The 21305-nt window shown below is 65.2% G+C and carries 22 protein-coding genes and 1 pseudogene; 13 read left to right on the plus strand and 10 right to left on the minus strand.

All coding sequences use genetic code 11. From position 1 onward, the window contains the following. Nucleotides 1-72: 72 nt before the first annotated feature. Nucleotides 73-744: pseudogene (locus tag AC5Y5O_RS19940) on the minus strand (spirocyclase AveC family protein); the annotation flags it as partial. A gap of 475 nt (nt 745-1219) precedes the next feature. Here AC5Y5O_RS19940 and AC5Y5O_RS19945 point away from each other — a divergent pair. From AC5Y5O_RS19945 to AC5Y5O_RS19960, 4 genes are all read left to right on the plus strand, one after another. Beyond that, nucleotides 1220-2134, plus strand: a complete 915-nt coding sequence (locus tag AC5Y5O_RS19945) for a spirocyclase AveC family protein (RefSeq protein WP_156959197.1) — start codon at nt 1220-1222, stop codon at nt 2132-2134. A 31-nt stretch (nt 2135-2165) separates the two neighbouring features. Continuing rightward, nucleotides 2166-2318 carry a DUF7156 family protein gene (locus AC5Y5O_RS19950; RefSeq protein ID WP_420029214.1) on the plus strand — a complete coding sequence of 51 codons (153 nt, stop codon included), beginning with the start codon at nt 2166-2168 and terminating at the stop codon, nt 2316-2318. A gap of 56 nt (nt 2319-2374) precedes the next feature. Then, nucleotides 2375-3259 (plus strand): 3-carboxyethylcatechol 2,3-dioxygenase, encoded by an 885-nt coding sequence (locus tag AC5Y5O_RS19955; RefSeq protein ID WP_084163677.1) that lies wholly within the window; start codon nt 2375-2377, stop codon nt 3257-3259. 107 nt (nt 3260-3366) lie between these two features. After that, entirely contained in the window at nt 3367-4557 is a 1191-nt protein-coding gene (locus AC5Y5O_RS19960; RefSeq protein WP_500026988.1) for a CaiB/BaiF CoA transferase family protein, read from the plus strand. A gap of 14 nt (nt 4558-4571) precedes the next feature. Here the strand turns inward: AC5Y5O_RS19960 and AC5Y5O_RS19965 are convergent, their stop codons facing one another. From AC5Y5O_RS19965 to AC5Y5O_RS19975, 3 genes are read right to left on the minus strand one after another with little or no spacing between them, the layout of a single operon-like run. Continuing rightward, complete coding sequence (locus tag AC5Y5O_RS19965; protein ID WP_036473859.1) at nt 4572-5912, minus strand: TetR/AcrR family transcriptional regulator; 1341 nt, start codon at nt 5910-5912, stop codon at nt 4572-4574. Between the two features lie 13 nt (nt 5913-5925). After that, nucleotides 5926-6384 carry a MaoC/PaaZ C-terminal domain-containing protein gene (locus AC5Y5O_RS19970; RefSeq protein WP_036473858.1) on the minus strand — a complete coding sequence of 153 codons (459 nt, stop codon included), beginning with the start codon at nt 6382-6384 and terminating at the stop codon, nt 5926-5928. Next, nucleotides 6381-6818, minus strand: a complete 438-nt coding sequence (locus AC5Y5O_RS19975; protein WP_176234843.1) for an FAS1-like dehydratase domain-containing protein — start codon at nt 6816-6818, stop codon at nt 6381-6383. The genes AC5Y5O_RS19970 and AC5Y5O_RS19975 overlap by 4 nt, the downstream gene beginning before the upstream one ends. Before the next feature lie 105 nt (nt 6819-6923). Here AC5Y5O_RS19975 and AC5Y5O_RS19980 point away from each other — a divergent pair, with 105 nt between their 5' ends. The 3 genes from AC5Y5O_RS19980 to AC5Y5O_RS19990 are packed head-to-tail and all read left to right on the plus strand — an operon-like array spanning nt 6924 to nt 10377. Next, nucleotides 6924-8366, plus strand: coding sequence for an aldehyde dehydrogenase (locus AC5Y5O_RS19980; RefSeq protein ID WP_036473857.1), 1443 nt, complete (start codon nt 6924-6926; stop codon nt 8364-8366). A gap of 33 nt (nt 8367-8399) precedes the next feature. After that, nucleotides 8400-9551 (plus strand): Zn-dependent alcohol dehydrogenase, encoded by a 1152-nt coding sequence (locus AC5Y5O_RS19985; RefSeq protein ID WP_036473856.1) that lies wholly within the window; start codon nt 8400-8402, stop codon nt 9549-9551. Continuing rightward, on the plus strand, nt 9541-10377 hold the full coding sequence (locus tag AC5Y5O_RS19990) for an SDR family oxidoreductase (protein WP_330981755.1): 837 nt from the start codon (nt 9541-9543) through the stop codon (nt 10375-10377). The genes AC5Y5O_RS19985 and AC5Y5O_RS19990 overlap by 11 nt, the downstream gene beginning before the upstream one ends. A 30-nt stretch (nt 10378-10407) precedes the next feature. Here AC5Y5O_RS19990 and AC5Y5O_RS19995 read toward each other — a convergent pair whose 3' ends face one another. After that, entirely contained in the window at nt 10408-10911 is a 504-nt protein-coding gene (locus tag AC5Y5O_RS19995) for a cupin domain-containing protein (RefSeq protein ID WP_036473853.1), read from the minus strand. 36 nt (nt 10912-10947) lie between these two features. Next, on the minus strand, nt 10948-12030 hold the full coding sequence (locus tag AC5Y5O_RS20000) for a Gfo/Idh/MocA family protein (protein ID WP_036473851.1): 1083 nt from the start codon (nt 12028-12030) through the stop codon (nt 10948-10950). A 143-nt stretch (nt 12031-12173) separates the two neighbouring features. On the opposite strand from AC5Y5O_RS20000, the gene AC5Y5O_RS20005 reads away from it, so the two are divergent. The 5 genes from AC5Y5O_RS20005 to AC5Y5O_RS20025 are packed head-to-tail and all read left to right on the plus strand — an operon-like array spanning nt 12174 to nt 16195. Then, nucleotides 12174-13448 carry a cytochrome P450 gene (locus AC5Y5O_RS20005; protein ID WP_036473849.1) on the plus strand — a complete coding sequence of 425 codons (1275 nt, stop codon included), beginning with the start codon at nt 12174-12176 and terminating at the stop codon, nt 13446-13448. Then, nucleotides 13445-14248, plus strand: a complete 804-nt coding sequence (locus tag AC5Y5O_RS20010; RefSeq protein ID WP_036473848.1) for an enoyl-CoA hydratase/isomerase family protein — start codon at nt 13445-13447, stop codon at nt 14246-14248. The genes AC5Y5O_RS20005 and AC5Y5O_RS20010 overlap by 4 nt, the downstream gene beginning before the upstream one ends. Continuing rightward, complete coding sequence (locus tag AC5Y5O_RS20015) at nt 14242-14688, plus strand: Zn-ribbon domain-containing OB-fold protein (protein WP_036473846.1); 447 nt, start codon at nt 14242-14244, stop codon at nt 14686-14688. Before AC5Y5O_RS20010 ends, AC5Y5O_RS20015 begins: the two co-directional genes overlap by 7 nt. Beyond that, nucleotides 14685-15608 (plus strand): SDR family NAD(P)-dependent oxidoreductase, encoded by a 924-nt coding sequence (locus tag AC5Y5O_RS20020; protein ID WP_036473844.1) that lies wholly within the window; start codon nt 14685-14687, stop codon nt 15606-15608. Before AC5Y5O_RS20015 ends, AC5Y5O_RS20020 begins: the two co-directional genes overlap by 4 nt. A 5-nt stretch (nt 15609-15613) precedes the next feature. Beyond that, complete coding sequence (locus tag AC5Y5O_RS20025) at nt 15614-16195, plus strand: nuclear transport factor 2 family protein (RefSeq protein WP_036473842.1); 582 nt, start codon at nt 15614-15616, stop codon at nt 16193-16195. A 35-nt stretch (nt 16196-16230) separates the two neighbouring features. Here AC5Y5O_RS20025 and AC5Y5O_RS20030 read toward each other — a convergent pair whose 3' ends face one another. Next, nucleotides 16231-17274 (minus strand): TIGR03857 family LLM class F420-dependent oxidoreductase, encoded by a 1044-nt coding sequence (locus tag AC5Y5O_RS20030; RefSeq protein WP_036473840.1) that lies wholly within the window; start codon nt 17272-17274, stop codon nt 16231-16233. 50 nt (nt 17275-17324) lie between these two features. On the opposite strand from AC5Y5O_RS20030, the gene AC5Y5O_RS20035 reads away from it, so the two are divergent. Further along, entirely contained in the window at nt 17325-18410 is a 1086-nt protein-coding gene (locus tag AC5Y5O_RS20035) for a phosphotransferase family protein (protein ID WP_036473838.1), read from the plus strand. 32 nt (nt 18411-18442) lie between these two features. Here AC5Y5O_RS20035 and AC5Y5O_RS20040 read toward each other — a convergent pair whose 3' ends face one another. From AC5Y5O_RS20040 to AC5Y5O_RS20050, 3 genes are read right to left on the minus strand one after another with little or no spacing between them, the layout of a single operon-like run. Next, complete coding sequence (locus AC5Y5O_RS20040) at nt 18443-19264, minus strand: mycofactocin-coupled SDR family oxidoreductase (protein WP_036473836.1); 822 nt, start codon at nt 19262-19264, stop codon at nt 18443-18445. Beyond that, nucleotides 19264-20094: an NAD(P)-dependent oxidoreductase gene (locus AC5Y5O_RS20045; RefSeq protein ID WP_036473833.1), complete on the minus strand. Its 831-nt coding sequence runs from the start codon at nt 20092-20094 to the stop codon at nt 19264-19266. The genes AC5Y5O_RS20040 and AC5Y5O_RS20045 overlap by 1 nt, the downstream gene beginning before the upstream one ends. Nucleotides 20095-20128: 34 nt before the next feature. Then, nucleotides 20129-21301: a cytochrome P450 gene (locus AC5Y5O_RS20050; RefSeq protein WP_051641732.1), complete on the minus strand. Its 1173-nt coding sequence runs from the start codon at nt 21299-21301 to the stop codon at nt 20129-20131. Nucleotides 21302-21305: the final 4 nt, after the last annotated feature.

Below are 21305 nucleotides of genomic sequence, written 5' to 3' on the forward strand. Positions count from 1 at the left end.
TTGGGTCGGACCGGCGTAGAAGCCGGCGAGGTTCACCGGCACGTCGTACAGACCGATCGCCACCACATGCAAAAAGCCGGTCACCGCCAGCACCCTGAGCAGCCCTCTGATCCCTGGTCCGGCCCACTCCAACGTCTCCACGCCCGCCTCGACCCGGGTTCTGCCGTCATGGTTGCGGAAAAACATCAGTGCGCCACTGGAACTCAGCACCAGCGACCACAGGATAGGGCCGTACAGCGGAATCTGCACGGTCTGACCCGCCCACAATGTGACGCTGGGAATCGACGCCGGATAGCCGAGCAGACCGTGGCGCACGGCGAAGATCTCGAGCGGGAACTCGATCACGTACACCGTGAGCCAACCGGCACAGAAGGTGCGGACGGGTCCCAATGCCGGCCACCTGTTCCGGGCGCGACCCATGCCCCAGCGGGCGAGCGAGCCCATGGCCAGCGGCATCCAGACGTAGATCATTCCGATCATCAGCACAGGTTCGGCCATCAGTCGACCGTCGGGGCTGAGCCAGCCGGGGATGTTCTGCGTCCAGTTGCCGAAGTTGAGCAGCCCCGCGTTGTAGAACAATGCCGGCTGAAACCAGTTGATCAGCGGGTCGTGCCACCAGGCGATCGCCGAGCCGATCACGACGGCGGCTTCGACGCAAAGTTGACGCTCGCGGATGCTCTTGCGGACTACGTAGACGATCGCGATCAATGCCAGTATCGGACAGGCGATCTGGAAGGCGGTCATCGCCAAACGAGTGGCTCCGGGGATCGGATCCGGCCCCGGATTCACCGGTGTCGCATTGCCTGACGCTATCCAAGAGATGTAGACGTAGGCGGCGATGACGACGAAAACCGCACCGACGCTCGACCAGAACAGCACCGGCCGAATGGTCTTGATCCGCGCGGGCTCGGTGGCCGACGACTCTGCCTTTCGAGGCGACTTCAGATCCGTCACTGCGCAACTCCTTTGGCACGACTAACCAAAGATGACAGTTCACTGCCATAGTGTCAATGTCCGGGATCGAAAACGTATGCGACTGGCCGTACAGTCCGTTCATCCGCGCAGCGTTCATCTACAGCCCCGCAACCCGCCAATGGCCGCGTCGGCACACCTGGTCACAAACTCCGCTGACAAAAGCGATGTAGTCAACTAGGTTATATACGTAGAAAGATCGGTTTTGATGGAGCCCGATCCCTCCCTTGCTCGCTGAGAGGCAACGATGCTTGTCGCCACGTCACAGCTGGCGCCACCGGCGACCCTCCATCCATCCGGTGTCTGGTTCTTCAACTGGGTGATACCGATCGCCGGCAGCATATTCATCGTTCTGGCGATCGCCGATGTCATCCGGCGGCGGCGCCTGACGTGGGGGTTTCTGTTCCTGTTCAACAGCCTCGCGGTGTACTGGATGGAGACGATTGGTGACTGGGGCCAGATGCTGTTCTACAGTCCGGCTTTCGCGCAACACCATCTGCTCGAGTGGCTGCCGATCAAGACGCCCAACGATCCGTTGTTCATGCCATTCGCGTACGCGGTGTATTGGGGAGTGCACGCGATCCTGGTGCTGTGGCTGAGTCAATGGGTATCCACGCGGTTCGGCTGGAGCATGCTCAAATCCATGCTGGTGCTTGCGATTCCGGTTAACTACGTCTGGGACTTCGTGGTCGAGGGCACCGCTACGGCAATGGGTTGGTGGACATACGATCCCGGCATCGGACCCGTTCTCCAGTGGGGCAACGGGGGTCGCATCACGCTGCTCTGGACCATCGGCATCATGTGTGTGTGGCCCAACCTAATCGCCTACTGGGCCGGCAAACCGCCGATTCGCGGCCTCAATCATTTCGAGCGATTCTGCCGCTTGGATCGTTTCACCGTCCCGCGGACCGGGTCGCATCCGACCGGCCGCACCGAAAGTCGGGGCGGAACGGCCTTGGCTGCCCGGCAAGCGGTCTTGACCAAACGGCAAGAATTCGACGGTTACCTCAACTACGACGTAGTGATTCCCCGGTGGCGCTTCGAACTCATGCGGCTCGGCGCTTGGTTCATCGTCTTCCAGGTCACCTTCTTCGTCTTCCTGATCATTCCGCTGGTGGTGTTGCGCACCATGACCGGCGCCGACAGCCCCTTCGTTCCGTGATACGAAAGGAGTCGCGGTGGCAAGCGACCGCATGAAAGATCTGGCCCCCGAATTCTTCCTGCCTCCGCAGACCGATGCAGCGCTGCGCCGAGAGACCGTCCGTCTTGTTGCGGCATGCGTCGCGTTCATCGTGATCCTCGGCGCCGTCGTGGCGCTGACGCAAGGCATCGTCATCACGGTGTGATGCAATGGCCGGACCGCGACTCATCTAACATTGGTGTCACTTCAAGCGAAGAGGTGATGAGCGTGACGTCGGAGCGGTTGGTGGTCTGCGCGAGCCACAGCCCGGGCAAGGAACGCGATGTCGAACACGCCTTCGGTCGCCGGTTCCGCTCGGCACTGACATCAGCGGCCGAGCAAGCGCAGAAGTTCGATCCCGACGTCGTCATTGTGTTCGGCGGCGACCATCGTCGGGCATTTCGCCATGTGGTGCCCGCCTTCGGGGTTGCGCTGTCCGCGTCGATTCTGGCCGAGGGCGGCCACCCGGCCGGCGACCTGGATGTCCCGTCCAAGTTGGCACGCGAGCTGTGTGAACACCTGCTGTCGGCCGGGTTCGATGTCGCCGCATGTCGCGACATCGGGCTGGATCACGCGTTCGCGCAACCTGTTCGGGACTTACTCGGGGAGTTGGCGATCAAGCCGGTGATCCCGGTGCCGGTGAACTGTGCCACGGCTCCGCTGCCGAACGGTCGTCGGGTCGCTGAATTCGGTGCGGAAGTCGGCCGGTTCCTAGACGGGATCGCCGAGCGGGTGCTGGTGATCGGCACCGGAGGGTTATCACATTCACCGCCGAGTCTAGAGGTCGACACCTACGACCTCAGCGACGAAGACCGGGCGCGCATGATCGCCGAGGGTATGGCGGACGCGCGTACGAAGATACGTCCCGATTGGGACGGCGAAGTGTTGGATGCCATGTCGAAGTGGGATGTCGCTGCGTTGGTTCAACTCGTGGACACCGCCCACTCCCGTGCCGGTGCGGGCGCCAACGAGGTCCGGACCTGGCTTGCCGCCGGCGCGGCAGGTGGCGGCCGGCCGGTCACGCCGCTGGTCTACGAGCCGGTGCCGGAATGGATCACCGGAATGGCCGTCGCGGCCTCCCACCTGACCAGTCCAGCCGTCATCTGACACTGCGTACATGTAGATTTCGTTACGTCATATGCTATTCGAATTGAAGACAACAAACTAATATCGTTCTTCTGACATCTTCGTCATATCATCCTCGGAGGCACCGCATGACGACTGCCCCGTTGGCAGGCATCACTGTGGTGAGCCTCGAGCAGGCAGTCGCGGCGCCATATGCGACCCGCCAACTCGCTGATCTCGGCGCGCGGGTGATCAAGGTCGAGCGACCGCAGGGCGGCGACTTCGCCCGTGGCTACGACCGCGCGGTGCACGGCGAGTCAAGCTACTTCGTCTGGCTCAATCGCCGCAAAGAGTCGTTGACCGTAGACGTCAAGCAACCCGAAGGCAGACGCATCGTTGACCGTCTGCTGGAGGGCGCCGACGTGCTGGTGCAAAATCTGGCACCGGGCGCAGCAGCCCGGCTGGGATTAGATGCCGAATCGGTTTCCCGCACGCACCCGCAAACCATTACGGCCACGATCAGCGGCTACGGTCAGGACGGCCCATGGAGCGACCGCAAAGCATATGACCTTCTTGTACAGGCCGAGGCTGGACTTTTATCGGTGACCGGCTCGCCGGACGAAGTGGCGCGCACCGGTGTATCTATCGCCGATATCGCTGCCGGCATGTTCACCTTCTCCGCGATCCTCACCGCGCTCTACACGCGCGCCACGACCGGTGCGATACACCCGGTATCGGTGTCGTTGTTCGATGCGTTGGTCGAGTGGGTGTCGCAGCCGCTCTACTACGGCCGGTACGGCGGAACGGCGCCGCCACGCACGGGTGCGCGGCATCCGACGATCGCGCCGTACGGCCCATTCACCGCGGGCGACGGCCAAACCATCCTACTCGCCGTGCAGAATCCAGCCGAATGGCAGCGACTTTGCGAGACCGTCTTGGGCAGAACGGATCTCGTCGCCGACCCGCGGTTCACCACGAATCCCGATAGGGTGGCGAACCGCGACGAGTTGGAGGCGATCATCGCTGCAGCGGCCGCGCGGCTGAGCTCTGAAGAGCTCGAGAAGCGCCTGCAGACGGCCGGCGTGGCACATGCCCGGATGAATGATGTGGACCAATTGTGGCTGCATCCGGTGCTCGTCGGCCGGGACCGGTGGCAGGAGATTCAGACACCGGGCGGTCCGGCGGCCGCGCTGCCACCGCCCGCTGCGCTGGCCGGCGTCGATCCGTTGATCGGTGACGTGCCCGCGCTGGGTGAGCACAGCCGAAAAATATTGTGCGAGTTGGGATATTCGATGAAGGCGATCGATGGTCTTGTCGCCCAAGGTGTTACGACGGCATAGGCGGGGAGCCCGTTTTACTCCTTGCGTCCGAAGAACCCGCGGCGGATGCAGGTGATCAACACATCGATGAGTTCGTCGTCGTTGATCGGCTCGGGCAGATCGAGGGCCGCCTGCGGCAGGCGCGTGACCAGCGCCCGCAAGATCAGCGCCGAGACCACCGGATCGAACGGGTACCGATCCGATCCGCGGATAAGCATCCTAGCCACCCCGATGTCCATCTGCACTTGTCCGTTCTCGCCGATGCTGACGATCGTCGGATCGTCGGTGGCGCCCTCGGCCCACGCCTCGATGCAGCCCGAATACTTGTCGTAGAACTCGACGTAGGTGCCCAGCCAGTGCCGCAGCGTAGACGTTTTGCCCACAGGATCCACCTCGGCGATCCGGTCGGCGAACGCCATTCCGGCGCTGTAGATTTCGGCGGCCACGGCAGCGAGCAGATCTTGCTTGTCTTTGAAATACTTGTAGAACGTACCTCGCGCCACGCTGGCCGACTCGACGATGTCGTCGACACTGGTGCTGCGGTAGCCGCGCGCGCGGAATTGAGCGGCGCCGGCATCGGCCAGAGCATTCACCGTGATGACGGCACGCTTACTGAGGCTGGCGGTGCGCTCGCTGACCGGCAGCCCCGAAACGTCTGGCGCCGGGGGCACTTCGAGCGCGTCCACGTCCGCCGCCGGGTCTGCGCTGGCATGCAGACCTAAAGACGTCAACACCGACCGCGGCGTATCGGGGAACAGCATCAGCTGCAGGAATACCGACAGCGTGTCAACCGCGTCCTTGGCGCTGCGACCGTAAGCCCGGTCGGTGTGCACGAACAGATTGAGGCGGTGCACCAGCGCGGTCATCGTCATGGCCGCGACCTCCGGGTCCAGCCCCGTCAGGCCGGAGGCGGCGAGCCGCTCGGCGATGCGATGGTTGTAGCTGCGCACGAAGCGGGTGATTTCGGGGCGCACCTTGGTGTCCGACGAGGCGATCGCCGTCCACTGCACGAACATGGTGGAGTACTTGTCGAACACCCAGCTCCATTCGCCCAGCCACCAGTTCAGATTGTCGAAACCCACCTCGTCCGGCCCGAGCGCGCCGATGCGGCGCGCCACCCGGAACAACGCGCCGCCGCATTCATTGAGCAGCTCCAGAAAAATCTCGTCCTTGCCCTTGTAGTACTGGTACAAGGTGGCCCGGGACACCCCCGCTGCCTTGGCGATCGCGTCGACCGACGTGTCGAAGTACCCCAGCCGACCGAACAGCTCCAGCGAGACCTCGGCGATCCGGCCTCGGGTGCTGGCACCGCGAGCACCCACGGCGGGGCTGGACGGGCCGTAACTGGCCCTGCGGACGATCGAGGCTTCGGACATGGCGGGCTTAAGCCTATGGCCGATCTGTGCTGCCCGCGTCGCGCCCAGCGGTGTTTCTCGGGACGAGGAACTCAGCGGAGCCCGCAATTGCGATCCCGCCCGTCTGTCGTGCGGCCGTCAGCTCCACGCTCACCCGGTCGGCGTCGGCTTCTGCCGACACCGCGGTCACCGTGCCGGAACAGGTCAGCACGTCGCCGGGCCAGACCTGCTCGCGGAAGCGGACACCGAAACGGCGCACGCAGCGAGCGCCCAGCCAGTCGGTGGCGAACCCGGCCAGCAGTGCCGCAGAGAACATGCCCTGCGCGAACACCGAGGGATAGCCTGCGGACTGTGCGAGCTGATCGTCGTAATGCATGGGGTTGAGATCGCCGGACGCGCCCGCATAGCGGACAAACATCTGCCGGGTCAGCGGCCCAAAGTCACGGACCGGCGCACGTGCACCGACACTCACAGCAGTGGTGGTCACCGTCATTGCTTAGCCGCCGTCTCGATGAAGGTCGCTTTGGCCTCGGCGACGAGTGCTCCCTGCTCGTTGCGGTATTCGGTGACCACAGTGGCGAAACGCATTGTGCCCCCACGCTTGCCGGGTTTCGAGTAGCGGTCGACGATCCGCTCCTGCGCGATCAGCACGTCGCCGGCGGCGGGCGGAGCGGCGTGGAACGTGTATTCCTGCTCCCCGTGCAGCAAGCGCTTGCGCTCGAACCCCACGTCCACCCTGGCACCGGCCGGCGCCCAGCGTCCGCCGGTGGTCAGGAACGTCGGCGGGATGATGGCGTCCGGACCGCGATAGGCCGGATCGTCACACATCATGGCTTCGGCGAACTCGGCGATCTTGCCGCGTTCCACGATCAGCTCCCATGTCCGTCCGGCGCCGTCGTCAGCGAGACTGTCAGGCGAAGCGTTCATAGTGACCAATAGTGTCAGAAAAAATACAGAACTGGAACCAAATCATCGCTTCACAGCCAATGAACCGCTTGTCCAAAGATGACATAGCTGCCAGAATCGGTGGCCATGGTCGAGTTGGCGGCGAGCTATGTCGCGGGCAAATGGGTGTCGGAAGCGCACGCCGGGACGCTGGATGTGATGTCGCCGAGCACCGGCGAGCTGCTGGGCACCGTGGGTCTCGCCGGCCGGGCGGAAGTGGATTCCGCGGTCGCGGCCGCCCGCAGTGCCCTGCCGGCCTGGGGGCGGGTGCCCGCCGCCGATCGCGGCGCGGCGCTGGGCCGACTCGCCGAGGCGCTGAACGCCCGCAAAAGCGAACTGGCTGACCTGACCACCGCGGAGATCGGCTCGCCGCGATCCTGGAGCACGTTCGGTCAGGTCATCACCGCGGTCGGTGTACTGCGCGCCTACGCGGCGATCACGCCGGACTATCCCTTCTCGTCGCGGCGGCCTTCCATGACGGGCGGCACGGTCGAAGTACGTCAACTACCCGTCGGCGTGGTCGGCGCCATCGTGCCCTGGAACACGCCGCTGTTCATCGCCGCGTTGAAGCTCGGTCCGGCGTTAGCCGCGGGGTGCACGGCAGTGCTCAAGCCATCGCCTGACGCTCCACTCGAATTCGGCGTGCTGATGGAGGCGATCGAGGAAGCCGGCCTGCCCGACGGCGTGGTCAACGTCGTCAACGGCGGTGCCGAAACCGGCGAGCTGCTGACCGATCATCCAGGCGTCGACAAGATCAGCTTCACGGGATCGACGGCCGTCGGCGCGCGGATCGCGGCTTCGTGCGGCTCCCGCATCCGCCGCTGCAGCACCGAGCTGGGCGGGAAGTCCGCCGCCATCGTGCTACCCGACGCGCCGCTCGAGACGACGGTACCCGGCTTGGTCACCGGCGTGATGGGCAACAACGGTCAGCTGTGTGCCGCGCTGACCCGTATCTTGTTGCCGCGCAGCCGATATGACGAGTTCGTGACCGCACTCACCGCCGCGGTCGCCGGGTTGGTCGTCGGAGATCCCGCCGACCGGGCCACCGACATCGGTCCACTGATCAACGAGGCCGCGCGTAGCAGGGTCGAGGGGTTCCTGCATCGCGCGCGGCACGACGGCGCCACCGTGCTGGTCGGCGGCGAACGGCCCGACCGCCCAGGCTGGTACGTCTCCCCCGCGCTGGTCGAGGCCACCAACGACATGGAGATCGCCCGTGAGGAGGTCTTCGGCCCGGTCGCGGTCGTTATCGCCTACGACGACACCGCCGACGCCGATGCCGATGCCGCCGAGGCGGTGGCCATCGCCAACGACTCCCGCTACGGCCTGGTCGGGGCGGTGTGGTCCGCCGACGAGGAAAGGGCGGCCGCGGTGGCGGCCCAACTGCTCGTCGGTTCGGTGGCCGTCAACTCGACCGCGGTGCTCGATTTCGCCAGCCCGTTCGGTGGATTCAAGCAGTCCGGCATCGGCCGCGAAGGCGGCCCCGAGGGCATCGCCGGGTTTGTCGAACATCAAGCCATCATCCGATAGGGGCCGGAAGGCCAGAGAGAATCGAGCACAGCAGTGCACACCCAGGCAGCGGTCCTATTCGAACGCAACACGCCATGGTCCATCGAGACCATCGAACTCGATGCGCCGAAGGCGACCGAGGTACTGATCGAACTACACGCTTCGGGCATGTGCCACTCCGACGACCACCTCGTCACCGGCGACATGCCGATCCGGCTGCCCTGCATCGGCGGCCACGAAGGTGCGGGCGTGGTCAAGTCCGTCGGCGAACACGTGTCGTGGCTATCGCCGGGTGACCACGTCGTGTTCAGCTTCATTCCGTCGTGCGGCCGGTGTCCCTCATGCTCGACAGGGCATCAGAGCCTGTGCGACCTCGGCGCAAAGATCTACTCGGGCATGCAGATTCACGACGGAACCGCCCGCCACCATCTCGGTGGCGAAGACCTGGCGCTGGCCTGCGGCGTCGGTTCTTTCGCGCACCACACCGTGGTGCACGAGGCAAGTTGCGTGAAGGTCCCAGACCACTATCGCCTCGACCTGGCCTGCCTTCTCGGCTGCGGCTTCATCACCGGTTGGGGATCGTCGGTGTACGCCGCCGAGGTCCGGCCGGGCGACACGGTCGCCATCGCCGGCGTCGGAGGCATCGGCGCCGCGGCGGTACAGGGTGCCCGGCTCGCGGGCGCCCGCACGATCACGGTCATCGATCCGTCGGAGTACAAGCGGGCCGAAGCGGTGAAGATGGGGGCCACGCATACCGCAGCGGACTGGGACGAAGCCAAAGATGTTGTCGCCGAGGCTACTTGGAACCGTGGCGTGGACAAGTTCATTTGCGCCATGGGAGTCGGTGACGGCCAACTGGTCGGCAGGGCGCTGGCCATGACGGCCAAGCGGGGCCGGCTGGTGGTCACCAACATCCACCCGATGCTGGAGCGCGAGATCCGGGCCAACCTGATGGACCTCACCCTGACCGAAAAGCAGATCATCGGAACCCTCTATGGCTCGGGCAATCCGCGTGCCGACATCCCGAAAATCCTTGAGTTGTACAGCGCCGGCCAGGTCGACCTCGAATCCATGGTGACTCGCACCTACCCGCTGGAGAAGGTCAACGACGGCTACGCCGACATGCACGCCGGCGCCAATATCCGGGGCGTACTGATCTATCCGCCCGCCGAGGGACTTCTCGCCGGAGAAGGTCGTGACCAGTAGACGTCTCGCGGGCAAGGTGGCGCTCGTGACCGGCGCAGCCAGGGGTCGCGGTCGAAGCCACGCGCTGCGTTTGGCCTGGGAAGGCGCAGACGTCGTGTTGGTGGATCTGTGCGACAACATCCCATCGTGCGACTACCCACTCGCGACGGGCGAAGACCTCGACCGCACCGCTACGATGATCGAGAAGCTCGACCGAAAAACACTGGTGTATCGGTGCGATGTCTGCGATCGAACCGAAATGGAGATCGCCGTCGACACCGCGGTGCGGCAACTCGGCGCACTCGATATCGTCGTGGCCAGCGCCGCCATTGCCCCGACTCAGCCGGACGCCCCAATCGCGGCCTTCATAGACACATTCGACGTCGACTTCATCGGCGTGGTCAACACTTTCAGCGCCGCGATGCCCCGGTTGGTCGAAGGATCGTCCCTCATCGCTTCCGGTCCCACATTCTCCCCGCAAGGACCATTTCTCGATCGACCGCAGGGACTCGGTGGGGCAGCATATGAGCTCGCTCAGTCGATGGTCTTGCAGTACGTGAAGACGCTGGCCAAACAACTAGCGCCACAAGGTATCCGGGTAAACACCGTCAGCGGAGCGGAGGATGCCGGCGAAGTGCGGCGTGCCGGGCGGCTGCATCGGCCCGTCATGCTCGACGTGGATTGCAGAGGCAATCAGGCTGGTGCGTCGCTTTCGACGATGTTATGGCCAGCGGCGACTTGGGCTGACACTGACGCATCCGCTGCGGTGGCGTTCTTGGCAGCGGACGAATCGCGAGCGATAACCGGCCGACACGTCACGGTCGACGCCGGCTCGTCCCTCAACTAGCTCCGACGACGAGCACGACACCCGAGCGGCTCAGGTCGACGCCGTCCAGTTGGTGGTCGATGAGGTGAATGGCAGACCTAGTTTGGCAAGTATCCACGGCGGCAAGCGTTTTGGCATCGGTAAGGGTACCGATCGGGCGCCACGCGCCTTTAGCAACGCTTCGTAGGCGGTGGTATCGCCGCTGAACGGTTGTCCCTCACCGGCGATGAACCCGTACAGTTCGCATCCTTCAGGCCCGGCCTCCCAAGGTCCGAACACGTCCCCCCACTCGAGCATGATGTGCGTACCGGCGCGGGCGACTACGTCACCGCAACGGATCTCGCCGGCCAGAATGAAGTTGCTGTGATCGCCGGTGTGACCGTGCTGCGAGGAGATGGCACCCGGGTCCCACTTGTTCCAGAACGCGAAGTAACGGGGAGAAAGCTCGATCCACTTCTCCCAGATCGACGCCGTGCGACCATCAGCGAACTCGTAACGCAGCATTTCCTCGGCCGGTACATCGTCGAGATGCTTGATCGACGGTCCACCTTTCATCGGGCAGCTCCCTTCCTTGATTGCTCGACCCGCGTCTCAAGCCTGCACGGGCTCCCAACCACCGCCTTCAGCTGAGCGATGCGCAGCATCGATCACCGCAAGCGACAGCAACCCGTCCTCGAAGGTGGCCGCGCCGCTGGGGCCCCCGTCGAACGCGGGCAGCCAGTCCTGCAGCATCAGCGCCATCGCCCTGCTCGCGTGGCCCGCCAACCCGCCGGGCAACCGCTCGGGGTACGCGGGCTCGCGTTCATCAACCGTCAGAGGGCTCAGTCCGGGATCGGTGGCGGTGCCGAGACTGTACGCCGCAGAACGCAACTCGCCGTCGCCGATGATGGTGCCATCGGAACCGAACAACTCCAGGCGGTAGTAGTCGGCGTGGGCGCCCATGACCGTGAGGCTCAACACGACGGTGACCCCGGACTCCATACGCATCAGCAGCGCCGCAGTATCGTCGGCGGTGACCGCCAGAGTCCCCCCGTCGGGCAGTTCGCGGACCGGGTCGCTGGTGCGGACTTCGGCGCACACCGATACCGGGCGGCCGAGCAGGCTGCACAAGAAGTCCAGATCGTGCACGAGCATGCCGGCCAGATAGCCGCCGCCCTGCTCGCGGTCGTACATCCAATGGGCCTGCAGCGGATGACTCGGATGCCAGTAGGACGCGCTGCGACTGACCCGCGCAAAGTACTGCGAACCGAGGAAGCCCGAGCGCACCCGGTCCGCGACGGCTAACCAGTCGGGGTTCCAACGGTTCTCGAAGCAACAGGCAGTGGGCAGCTCGGCATCCGCCGCAGCGCGCACCATGTCGCGGGCAGCCTGCAGGTCACCCGCCAGTGGCTTCTCACACAGCACGGGCTTGCCCGCCGCCAGCGCGGCGATCGTCATCTCATGGTGCAGCGCAGTGGGCGTCGCGACCGAGATGACGTCCAGGTCGTCGCGGGTCACGAACGACCGCCAATCGGTGGAGGTCTGTTCGATGCCCAATTTGGTCGCCACCCGTTCCAGGCGATCAGGTGTACGGGCACAGAGCGCGACGGGATCGAAACCCTTCGCCGCCCGGAAACCGGGCACCTGCACATGCGCGCCCCAACCGACGCCGATGATGCCGACCCGTAAGGTCATGTGCTCTCCTCCGCTCCTCCGACTGCAGTGACACCAATGTTAGATAACTCGCGCCTGCTGCGAACAAATATCGTGTCATTGCCCCGTTTGATCGAGCACCCCGGCATTGCCTATAAGTGACATGGGTGCCAGAATCGGGTGCTGTGAGCGCAATCGAGACCGACGAGCAGCAGTTCGCGCCGCTGATCGATTTGCGGTGGTGGCAGGAGCGTCCAGCTGACCGCAGCGAGCTCTACCGGCGCCTTCGCGAGGCCGGCGGCCCGGTGTTCGTCCGCACCAACCGACCCGACTCACCGCGGCCCCGTGGATTCTGGGCGGTTGGCTCCCACCGCGACGTCGTCGACATCAGCCGCCGGCCCGGCGAGTTCAGCTCCGGCCAGGGCACGCAGATCTTCGACCAGACCGCCGAGATGCGCGAATACCGCGGCTCGATCATCGACATGGACGATCCCGAACACATGAGGCTGCGCAAGATCGTCTCGCGCGGCTTCACTCCCCGCATGCTCTCCGATTTGCGCGGCCTGGCCCACGAAACCACCGCCGAAATTCTCGACGAGATGCCGCGTTCGGGTAGGTGCGACTTCGTCTCCTCGTTCGCCACCCTTCTGCCGCTGCGCATCATCGACAACATGCTGGGCGTCCCGCGCGAACATGAACAATTCATCGTGCAGGCAACGAACGTCGTGCTGGGCGCCTCCGATCCCGAGTACGTACCCGACCAGACCGTCGCCGGCATCGAAGCAGCCGTCACCGACACCAGCGAGCAGCTCATCGAGCTGCTCAAGCAGATCGCCGAGGACCGCATTGCGCATCCCCGCGACGATGTGATCAGCAAGCTGGTCACCTCGGACGAGGAGAATCTGACCCCCCAGGAGTTGGCGAAGTTCTTCATCTTGCTGATCGGCGCCGGCAACGAGACCACGCGCAATGCGCTGACCCATGGGCTGCTCATTCTCAGCGCCCACCCCGAGCAGCGTGACCGGCTACTGGCGAACTACGGCGACATGGCGCCCACCGCGGTCGAGGAAATTCTGCGGTACGCCAGCCCGGTGATTCACATGCGCCGCACGGTAACCCGCGATGGCGTGACGCTGACCGACTCGCAGGGCGCGGTTACTCACACCTTCAACGCCGGCGACAAGGTGGTGGTCTGGTATCCCGCCGCCAACCGCGATCCCGCGGTGTTCGACCAGCCGGAGCGCTTCGACATCGGTCGCAAACCCAACAATCACATCGCTTTCGGTGGCCCGGGACCGCACTTCTGCCTGGGCGCACACCTGGCCCGCCTGGAGCTGAACGTGGCGTTCGAGATGCTCTACGCGCGCTACCCGGACATCACCGCGGCGGGCGAACCGGTCATGCTGAGATCGAACTTCGTCAACGGCATCAAACACCTCGAGGCCAGCTACACACCATGAGCACACAAGCGGCGGTGCTATCCGACATCGCAGACGGCGTCATGACGATCACCTTGAACCGGCCCGAAGCCGCCAACGCGGTACGACCCGACGACCGTGATGCGCTGATCGCGCTATTGGGCGCCGGGGACGCCGACGAGAAGGTCCGCGTGGTGGTGCTGCGCGCGAACGGCAAGCACTTTTGCTCCGGCGCCGACGTGGGATCGCTGGCCGAACGGCGTGCAACGAGCGAGAAGCGGGTGCTGGAGCCAACGAGGCGCATCATGAACGGCGCCCAGAGGCTGGTCGCCAGCGTGCTGGACTGCAATAAACCGGTGATCGCCGCGGTGCACGGTGCGGCGACGGGTCTGGGAGCCCACCTGGTATACGCCTCCGACTTGGTGATCGCCACCGAAAACGCTTACTTCGCAGAGTCTTTCGTCAAACGAGGGCTGGTCGTCGACGGTGGCGGCTGCTATTTACTGCCGCGCCGCATCGGCATGCAGAAGGCCAAGGAGATGGCATTCTTCGGCGAAAAGCTCTCGGCAGCAGAAGCATTCACGCTGGGTTTGGTGAACCGGGTGGTCAGCGCCACCGACTTCGAGGCCACGGTCAGCGACTTCGCCAGCCGGCTCGCCGGAGCCCCGACGTCCGCGATCGCGTTCACCAAACGGCTGCTCAACGACTCCCCCGACACCGATCGGTCCGGTGCTTTCGTCGCCGAGGCAATGGCGCAGGAGATCCAGTCGTATTCGCACGACTCCACCGAGGGTGTTCAGGCGTTCGTGGAGAAACGACCGACCGAATTCACCGGGTGGTAACGGTGGCCCGCTTGCAAAAAGGGAATGACATACCAACGATCGACGCGGCCAGCGCTCCCTACTGGGAGGCCGCCCGGCAGGGTCAATTGCTGATCGCCGAATGCGCGGCCTGCGGCAAGGTCCATCACTATCCGCGCCCGTTCTGCCCCTTTTGCTGGAGTGAGGACGTGCGGCCGACAAGGGCGAGCGGGACCGGAACGCTGTATACGTATTCGACCGTCTACGTCAATGATTTGGCACCGTTCAAGGAGCGCCTGCCGTATGTGGCCGCGATCGTCGAACTGGCCGAGGGCCCGCGGCTGATGACGATGATCGAAGGCGCCGACGGTGACCACCTTCGGGTCGGGATGCCGGTGACCGCGGTGTTTCGCCCGGTCGACGACGCCGATCCGGAAAGCCCATTCCTGACGGTATTCGCACCAATCGAGGAGAGCCCATGACCGGACTGCTCGACGGCAAAGTCGCCCTGGTGACTGGGGCGGGGCACGGCATCGGCCGCGGCCACGCGCTCGAGCTGGCCAAGCACGGCGCCACCGTGATCATCAACGACCTGGGCACCAGCTTGTCCGGCGAGGGCACCGGCAAGGTCGCCGACGAAGTGGTGGCGATCATCGAAAGTCGCGGCGGCACAGCTGTTTCCGACTTCAGCGATGTCGGTGATGAGGAGCAGGTCGACCTCGCCGTCGAGCGAGCCTACTCGCAGCTGGGCCGGCTGGACATCGTCGTCAACAATGCGGGAATCGTTCGGGACAAGGCGATCTGGAACATGTCCGCCGACGATTTCGACCTCGTGATGCGAGTGCACGTTCGCGGTAGCTGGCTCACCAGCCGCGCGGTCGCCCGCAAGTGGCGCGCCGAATCCAAGGAATCCGGCGGAAAGGTCTACGGGCGCATCATCAACACCACCTCCGGCGCCGGTCTGCACGGCCATTTCGGGCAGACCAATTACAGCGCCGCGAAGGCCGCGATCGTCGGCCTGACCCAGACGCTGAGCCTGGAGTTGGCGTCGATCGGCGCGACCGTGAATGCCATCAGCCCGGGTGGGCGCACCCGGATGTCAGCGTCCATGCCGGGCGCGCAGGCCCCGATCGAGCCGGATGAGCGCGCCGAGGACGAGTTCGACCCCAAGGATCCGTCACTGGGCTCGCCGGTGGTGGCCTGGTTGGCCAGCCCGGAGGCCGGTCACGTCAGCGGTCAGGTGATCCGTGCGATGGGCGAACATCTCCAACTTCTCAAGGGCTGGCATCCGGCGGCATCGGTCTCCAACGGCCAGAAGCGCTGGGACGCAGAGAAACTCGGCGCGATCATGGCCACCGACGTGTTCGGCACCCGCAATACCGGCCTGCGACTCGGCGGCTGAGCGCGATGGCAGACATTGCGGAAGTCGAGCGGGAATTTCGGCGCTACTTCATGACCGGCCCAGTGCTCGAGGACTGGCAGGCCTGGGCCGGCCTGTTCACCGACGACGCGACCTACTTCGACCACTTCTACGGAACGTTTACCGGTCCGGCGGAAATCACCAAGTTCCTCGAGGGGACGATGGGCGCCGCACCGCAGGTCTACAGCCCGCTGGTCTGGTACGTCGTCGACGGCGCCCGCGTCGCGTACAAGGTGGTCAACCGCGCCGATAACCCGGAGCCGGGCGGGGCGCCCATCGACTTCCCCTCGTATCAATTCATCGAATACGCCGGCGGCGGCAAATGGCGTTCTGAGGAAGACGTCTGGCTGCTGCCCGAGATGAAGGGCTTCGCTGCTCGCTACGCGGCCGCCGAGGCCGCCCACCCGCAGACGCTCGAACAGAAGCTCCGTCGCGAGGACTGGGGTTCGTGGGTGGACTGGGCGCGTCCGGAACCGGGACACCACGCAGCCCCGTCGTGGCTAAACAAGGCCGGCTTCACGCCGTTCTCCGGCGTTGCGGACATCGACTTCGGGGTCCGGTCACACTGACACCCGGTGAGTGTCGTTGCGACTGGTGGGCCTAATCAGCCCGCCCGCGTGAAGAGGGGGCCGAGCCGCTCGGGTGTACTCCCGTGCAAGACCAGCTCGTCGACCCCTGCCGCTCGGTAGCGGTGAAATACCTGGTGGCAGGCGGACGCCGATCCGACCGCCGCCGCCTCGCCGGTCCATGCCGCGGGCAACAGCGACGCGACCTCGACGAGTTGCTCCCGGGTGAGCACGGAGTCCGCCGAGCCTCTGATCCCGTCGAGCAGGGGGTGGGATCGCAACCGGCTCAACGGCTCTGGATCCCATCCGTTGACGGCCGCCAGTCGCTCTCCGAAGCCCGGAATCTGGTAGTAGGTCACCGCGCGGGCGCCGACGAGCGCGAGTTCCTCGTCGGCAGGGAGTTCGCAGGCCACTACCACGGTGGCGTACACCCGCACGCTGCCCGTCGGCCGCCCAGCCGCGCGTTCGGCGCGGCGGACGAGCTCAACCGATCGGCGCACGGCGGGAGTGGTCAGGAATGGATGCAGCAGCACCCCGTCGAAGTGACGGCCGGCGAGCTCCAGGCCCTTGGGCCCGATCGCCGCGAAGACGACAGGTGGCACCGGCTGATCGGGTAAGTCGTTGAGCCGCAAGGACGGGTAGGTGCCCGCGGGTCCGTCGTAGCGCACCTTCTCCCCGCGGCACAGCCGACGGAAGATGTCGGCGTGGTCGACGATCGAGGCGTTCGTAGAGGTCGGCAACCCGACGGCCTTCCACATGGCGTCCACCGAGCGGCCGACACCGAGGACGAACCTCCCGCCCGAGAGCGCCTGCACCGTCATCGCCAGCGACGCCAGCAATGCGGGATGCCGCGATTGCAAATGCGTTATGCCCGAAGCGATTCGGATTCCCGACGTGACCTGGCTGATCGCGCCGGCGATCACGCCGAGGTCCTTGGTGCCCCACCGCTCGCTGAGCCACACCGTGCGCAGGCCGAGACGCTCGGCGGCCTGCGCCTGGCCGATCACGGCGCCGGAATCGGTGACACGTCCGGGAAGCACGTAGGCTCCAAGCGCCGGACTGCTCCACCGACTGTTGTCCATGACCGCTATTCTGACAGTAGTGTTCAGTACTTGGGCAAGGGGTTCTTCAGATGGCGTACACCTCGACGCGCGGCGACGTCGGCGACCGGGTGGGCGAGGTACTCCAGGCTTGGTTGCCACTTCGGCTGGCGGGTACGGAAGCGACCGCCTTCGTGGTCTCCGATTTCACCGCTCCGCCAGCCGGTTACTCCGGGCGAACGGTGTTCTTCACCGCCGCCTGGACCGACCGGGCCGGCGTGCGCCTTTCCGAGGATCTGGTACTGCGCGCACAGGCAGAAGACCACCAGTTGTTCACCGTACCCGACGCCCCGCGACAGGCCGAAGTGATGCAACGACTTGGCGCGCAGGGGATTCGAGTTCCGCACATCGTTGGCATCGAACGCGACGCCGCGGTCCTGGGGTCGCCGTTTTATGTGATGCGCCGAGTGCGGGGGCGCACACCGTCGGACGTTCCGAGTTGGCACAAGCGCGGCTGGACTGTCGACCTTTCCGCTGCCGATCGGGAGTTGTTGTGCAGCAACGGACTACGCGCACTCGTCGACGTGCACCGCGTCGACGACCCAGAGACGTTGCGTTTCCTCCGAGGCGGCGCCGACCAGACCCGTACGGCATTGCAGCGCTACCTCGACAAACTCAGCGGCTGGTACGAGTGGTGTCGCGCCGATTTGGTGGTCGGTGCGGATGTGCTCGCACAGGCCCTGAAGGTGATTCTCGCCGCAGCGCCGCACACCGATGCCGAGACGGTGGTGTGGGGCGACGCCCGCGTCGGAAACATGTGTTTCGGCGAGGACTTGTCGGTGGTCGCATTGTTCGACTGGGAGACCGCAGGCACTGGTCCACCGGACATAGACCTCGGTTGGTGGCTGATGTTCGAACGTTTCCTCTGCGAAGCACTGGGCTTCGCTCGCCTGCCCGGTGTACCCGACGACGGCGAAACCGTCAGGCGCTATGTGCAATTCGGCGGGACCGTGACCGGCGACATCGTCTACTACCAACTGTTAGCCGCCTTCGTCCTGTCGCTGATCAACAACCGACTCGCCCGGCTCTTGGTGCGCGACGGACTCGATGCCGCCACGGCTCGTAGCTATCCGCAGACGTCAGTCGCGCTGGTCGAGTGGTATCTCGACCAGCTCTGACGGGGCCGGCACGAGGGGATCACGCGACAGCATTAGAACTGCGCCATGCCCTGGTCGACCGACAACCGGGTGGCTGTGACGAAGCGTGACTCGTCGGAGGCCAGCCAACACACCGCGGCGGCAACATCTTCCGGCTCGCAGGCCCATTGCGGCAGGAACGGGGTCCCCATGTTGTTCAGCGTCGGGTTGGTCTCGATCGCGGCGAACAGCGCGGCGATCATGTCGCCACCCCCCATCGGAGTGTTGACCGGACCGGGATGCACGCTGTTGACCCTGATGTCGTGTTTTCCCAGTTCGGCGGCGAAGGCCCGCGCCATCCCCGTTACGGCATGCTTGCTCGCGGTGTAATGCACCATGTACGGCTGTACCTTCACCCCGGCATAAGAGCTGGTCAGTATGATCGACCCGCCACGGCCGCCGTCGATAATCCGCTGCGCTCCGGCCATCACGGTGTTCCACGTACCGGTCACGTTGACGTCCATGATGTCGCGGAACGACTCCGGGGTGATCTCGTTCCACGGTGACGGGATGCAGATTCCCGCGTTGGCCACGATGACGTCTAGTCGTCCGTAGGCCTCGACGCCCGCGTCGACGGCGCGACGCAGCGCGTCCAGATCGCGGATATCGGCTGCGGTGGCCATTATTCGACCACCTGCGGCCTTCACCATCTCCACGGTCTCGGCGAGGTCGTCGGGGGTGGCCGATGGGTAACGCACTGATTCGGGTAGCGGGGCGGCGAGGTCGACGGCAATGATGTCGGCACCTTCGACGGCCATTCGCACTGCGTGTGCGCGGCCTTGTCCCCTAGCGGCGCCGGTGATGAACGCGACTTTCCCGGCGAGTCGACCCGTCATCAGGGTGTCCCCGCGCTCGCGTGGTCCAACGCCAGCGGTCCCTCGCGTACTGCGGTGTCCAGCAGCCCCAGCTCCACACCTGCCTCGACCGCAGCTTCGCGGCACGCCGCGATGTCCTTGCGCAAGAACGCCCCGGCCAACTCCGCGAACCGGTCCATCCCGCCGACGCGGTGCGCCTGTTCCGCCGCGTGACTCCTGGCGCTGCACACCTGCAGCGTGGACAACAACACGTCCGGCGCGACGCCCAACCGGTCTCCCAGTTGCGTCGCCGCGGCAAGGAGTTGGGCGTTGGCCGCGAACAGCAGGTTGTTGATCAGCTTGAGCGCCAGCGCGCTGCCCAGTGCACCGGTCGCCACCACCGGGTCGGCATAGGCGTTGAGGACGGGCGTTACTGCGGCGACGGCGTCACTCGGTCCCCCGATCAGCACGGTCATGCTGCCTGCGTTGATGTCGTCCGCGGTGCCGCTGACGGGCGCATCGAGGATGACCGGCGGCGAAAGACAACTATCCCGCAACGCCTCGAGGGTGGACAGGGTGCCGGTCGTGTGAGACACCAACACTGCACCCGGCTTAGCGTTGGCGATGAAACCGTCTGCGCCCAGCCCGGTTTCGCGCAACTGTGCATCCGAGAACAGGCATGCGATGAGGATGTCGCTACGGCGCGCCAGGTCAGCCACCGAATCGGCCATTGCCGCGCCCTTCGACTCCAGTCGCAGGCGGACCTCCTCGCGCCGGGCGTAGACCAGGACGTCGTGTTGGGCGCCGAGCAACCGCTCGACCATGGGCTCGCCGAGTTGTCCGGCGCCAAGGAATCCGACGGTGTTAGGCACTGCGCTCGCTAAAACTTGGACGGTCCCGATCAGCTCAGCTCCAGGTCAGCTTGAGCGAATCGACGCCGAACACCTGACCACCGTGCTCGATAGGCTGCCCGGAGACCTCGTAGTTCGGAATGCGCTTGTGCCACTCCTCCAGCACCACCGCCAGCTCCTGCCGCGCGAGGTGCGAACCGAGGCAGCGGTGCGGGCCGCCGCCGAAAGATAGGTGACGTGTGACGCCGCGGTCGAAGTTGACCGTGCGGGCATCGTCATAGGCCGATTTATCCCGGCCCGCGAACGCGAGGGAGAACGACGCCATGTCGCCCGCCTTGACCGGACATCCGTGAAAATCCATGTCCTGGGTTGCCTTTCGTGCCGTCTGCACGATCGGATAAACCCGTAGAAGTTCCTCCACTGCCTTTGGAATGAGCTCGGGTTCGGCAACGATCCGTGCGCGGTCGGCCGGATGGGTGGCCAGGTGCAGCATCGCGTAGGACAGCTGGTTGGAGACCGTGTCGAGCCCGGCCATGAACAGCAGCAGGAGACAGTTGAGCAGTTCCAGGTCGTTGATGGGTTCGCCGTCGAGCGTCCAGTCAATGGCCTTGCTGACGATGTCGTCCGCACTTGGGTCACGATTCTCGCGCCGCTCCGCAATCAGGCCGGAGAAGTAGCCCATCACGTGCGTCATGCCTTCGAGCCGGGCCGCGTTGACTTCCTCTCCCGCCCCGCTCTGGTGCAGGATCATGTCCTCCCAGGCCAGGAACTTCTCGAGATCCTCGACGGGCATGCCCATGATGGTCAGGAAGACCGTCGACGGGAACACCCGCGAGATCCGCGTCACGAAATCGCACCCACCCTCGCCGGCCACTTCTTCGATCAGTCCCGCGGCCAACTTCTGCTGCGCGTCGCGCAGGCCCTTGACGCGGCCAGGCGAGAAGTACTCCGCCAGCACATGACGCCACTTAGTGTGGTCGGGCGGGTCGAGCATGATCGGGATCCACTTGTACGGCGGCTCCGGATCCGTCGGCACGATCACGCTGCTGGACCAGAGCTCCGGGTGCTGGAGCCCGTCCAGGATCACCGAGTTGTCGGTGAATACCCAGTACTCCATACCGGCCTCGGTGTTGCGGAAGACCGGTCTGGCCTCGTCCTGGCACTCGTCGAGCAAATGGAAGTGAGCCAGCGCAGGCGAGTCCGGAGCGTTCATGTCAATCTGCTTCATGGGA

The sequence above is a fragment of the Mycobacterium sp. NGS40 genome (assembly GCF_059812735.1).

What these genes read in the sequence shown, in the direction of transcription:
- AC5Y5O_RS20020 (WP_036473844.1), top strand. Translation starts at nt 14,685, where the DNA reads ATGACCGGACTGCTCGACGGCAAAGTCGCCCTGGTGACTGGGGCGGGG.
- AC5Y5O_RS19945 (WP_156959197.1), top strand. Translation starts at nt 1,220, where the DNA reads ATGCTTGTCGCCACGTCACAGCTGGCGCCACCGGCGACCCTCCATCCA.
- AC5Y5O_RS20035 (WP_036473838.1), top strand. Translation starts at nt 17,325, where the DNA reads ATGGCGTACACCTCGACGCGCGGCGACGTCGGCGACCGGGTGGGCGAG.
- AC5Y5O_RS19950 (WP_420029214.1), top strand. Translation starts at nt 2,166, where the DNA reads ATGAAAGATCTGGCCCCCGAATTCTTCCTGCCTCCGCAGACCGATGCA.
- AC5Y5O_RS19995 (WP_036473853.1), bottom strand. Translation starts at nt 10,911, where the DNA reads ATGAAAGGTGGACCGTCGATCAAGCATCTCGACGATGTACCGGCCGAG.
- AC5Y5O_RS20025 (WP_036473842.1), top strand. Translation starts at nt 15,614, where the DNA reads ATGGCAGACATTGCGGAAGTCGAGCGGGAATTTCGGCGCTACTTCATG.
- AC5Y5O_RS20050 (WP_051641732.1), bottom strand. Translation starts at nt 21,301, where the DNA reads ATGAAGCAGATTGACATGAACGCTCCGGACTCGCCTGCGCTGGCTCAC.
- AC5Y5O_RS20010 (WP_036473848.1), top strand. Translation starts at nt 13,445, where the DNA reads ATGAGCACACAAGCGGCGGTGCTATCCGACATCGCAGACGGCGTCATG.
- AC5Y5O_RS19975 (WP_176234843.1), bottom strand. Translation starts at nt 6,818, where the DNA reads ATGAACGCTTCGCCTGACAGTCTCGCTGACGACGGCGCCGGACGGACA.
- AC5Y5O_RS19970 (WP_036473858.1), bottom strand. Translation starts at nt 6,384, where the DNA reads ATGACGGTGACCACCACTGCTGTGAGTGTCGGTGCACGTGCGCCGGTC.
- AC5Y5O_RS20000 (WP_036473851.1), bottom strand. Translation starts at nt 12,030, where the DNA reads ATGACCTTACGGGTCGGCATCATCGGCGTCGGTTGGGGCGCGCATGTG.
- AC5Y5O_RS19960 (WP_500026988.1), top strand. Translation starts at nt 3,367, where the DNA reads ATGACGACTGCCCCGTTGGCAGGCATCACTGTGGTGAGCCTCGAGCAG.
- AC5Y5O_RS19955 (WP_084163677.1), top strand. Translation starts at nt 2,375, where the DNA reads ATGAGCGTGACGTCGGAGCGGTTGGTGGTCTGCGCGAGCCACAGCCCG.
- AC5Y5O_RS20040 (WP_036473836.1), bottom strand. Translation starts at nt 19,264, where the DNA reads ATGACGGGTCGACTCGCCGGGAAAGTCGCGTTCATCACCGGCGCCGCT.
- AC5Y5O_RS20030 (WP_036473840.1), bottom strand. Translation starts at nt 17,274, where the DNA reads ATGGACAACAGTCGGTGGAGCAGTCCGGCGCTTGGAGCCTACGTGCTT.
- AC5Y5O_RS19965 (WP_036473859.1), bottom strand. Translation starts at nt 5,912, where the DNA reads ATGTCCGAAGCCTCGATCGTCCGCAGGGCCAGTTACGGCCCGTCCAGC.
- AC5Y5O_RS19980 (WP_036473857.1), top strand. Translation starts at nt 6,924, where the DNA reads ATGGTCGAGTTGGCGGCGAGCTATGTCGCGGGCAAATGGGTGTCGGAA.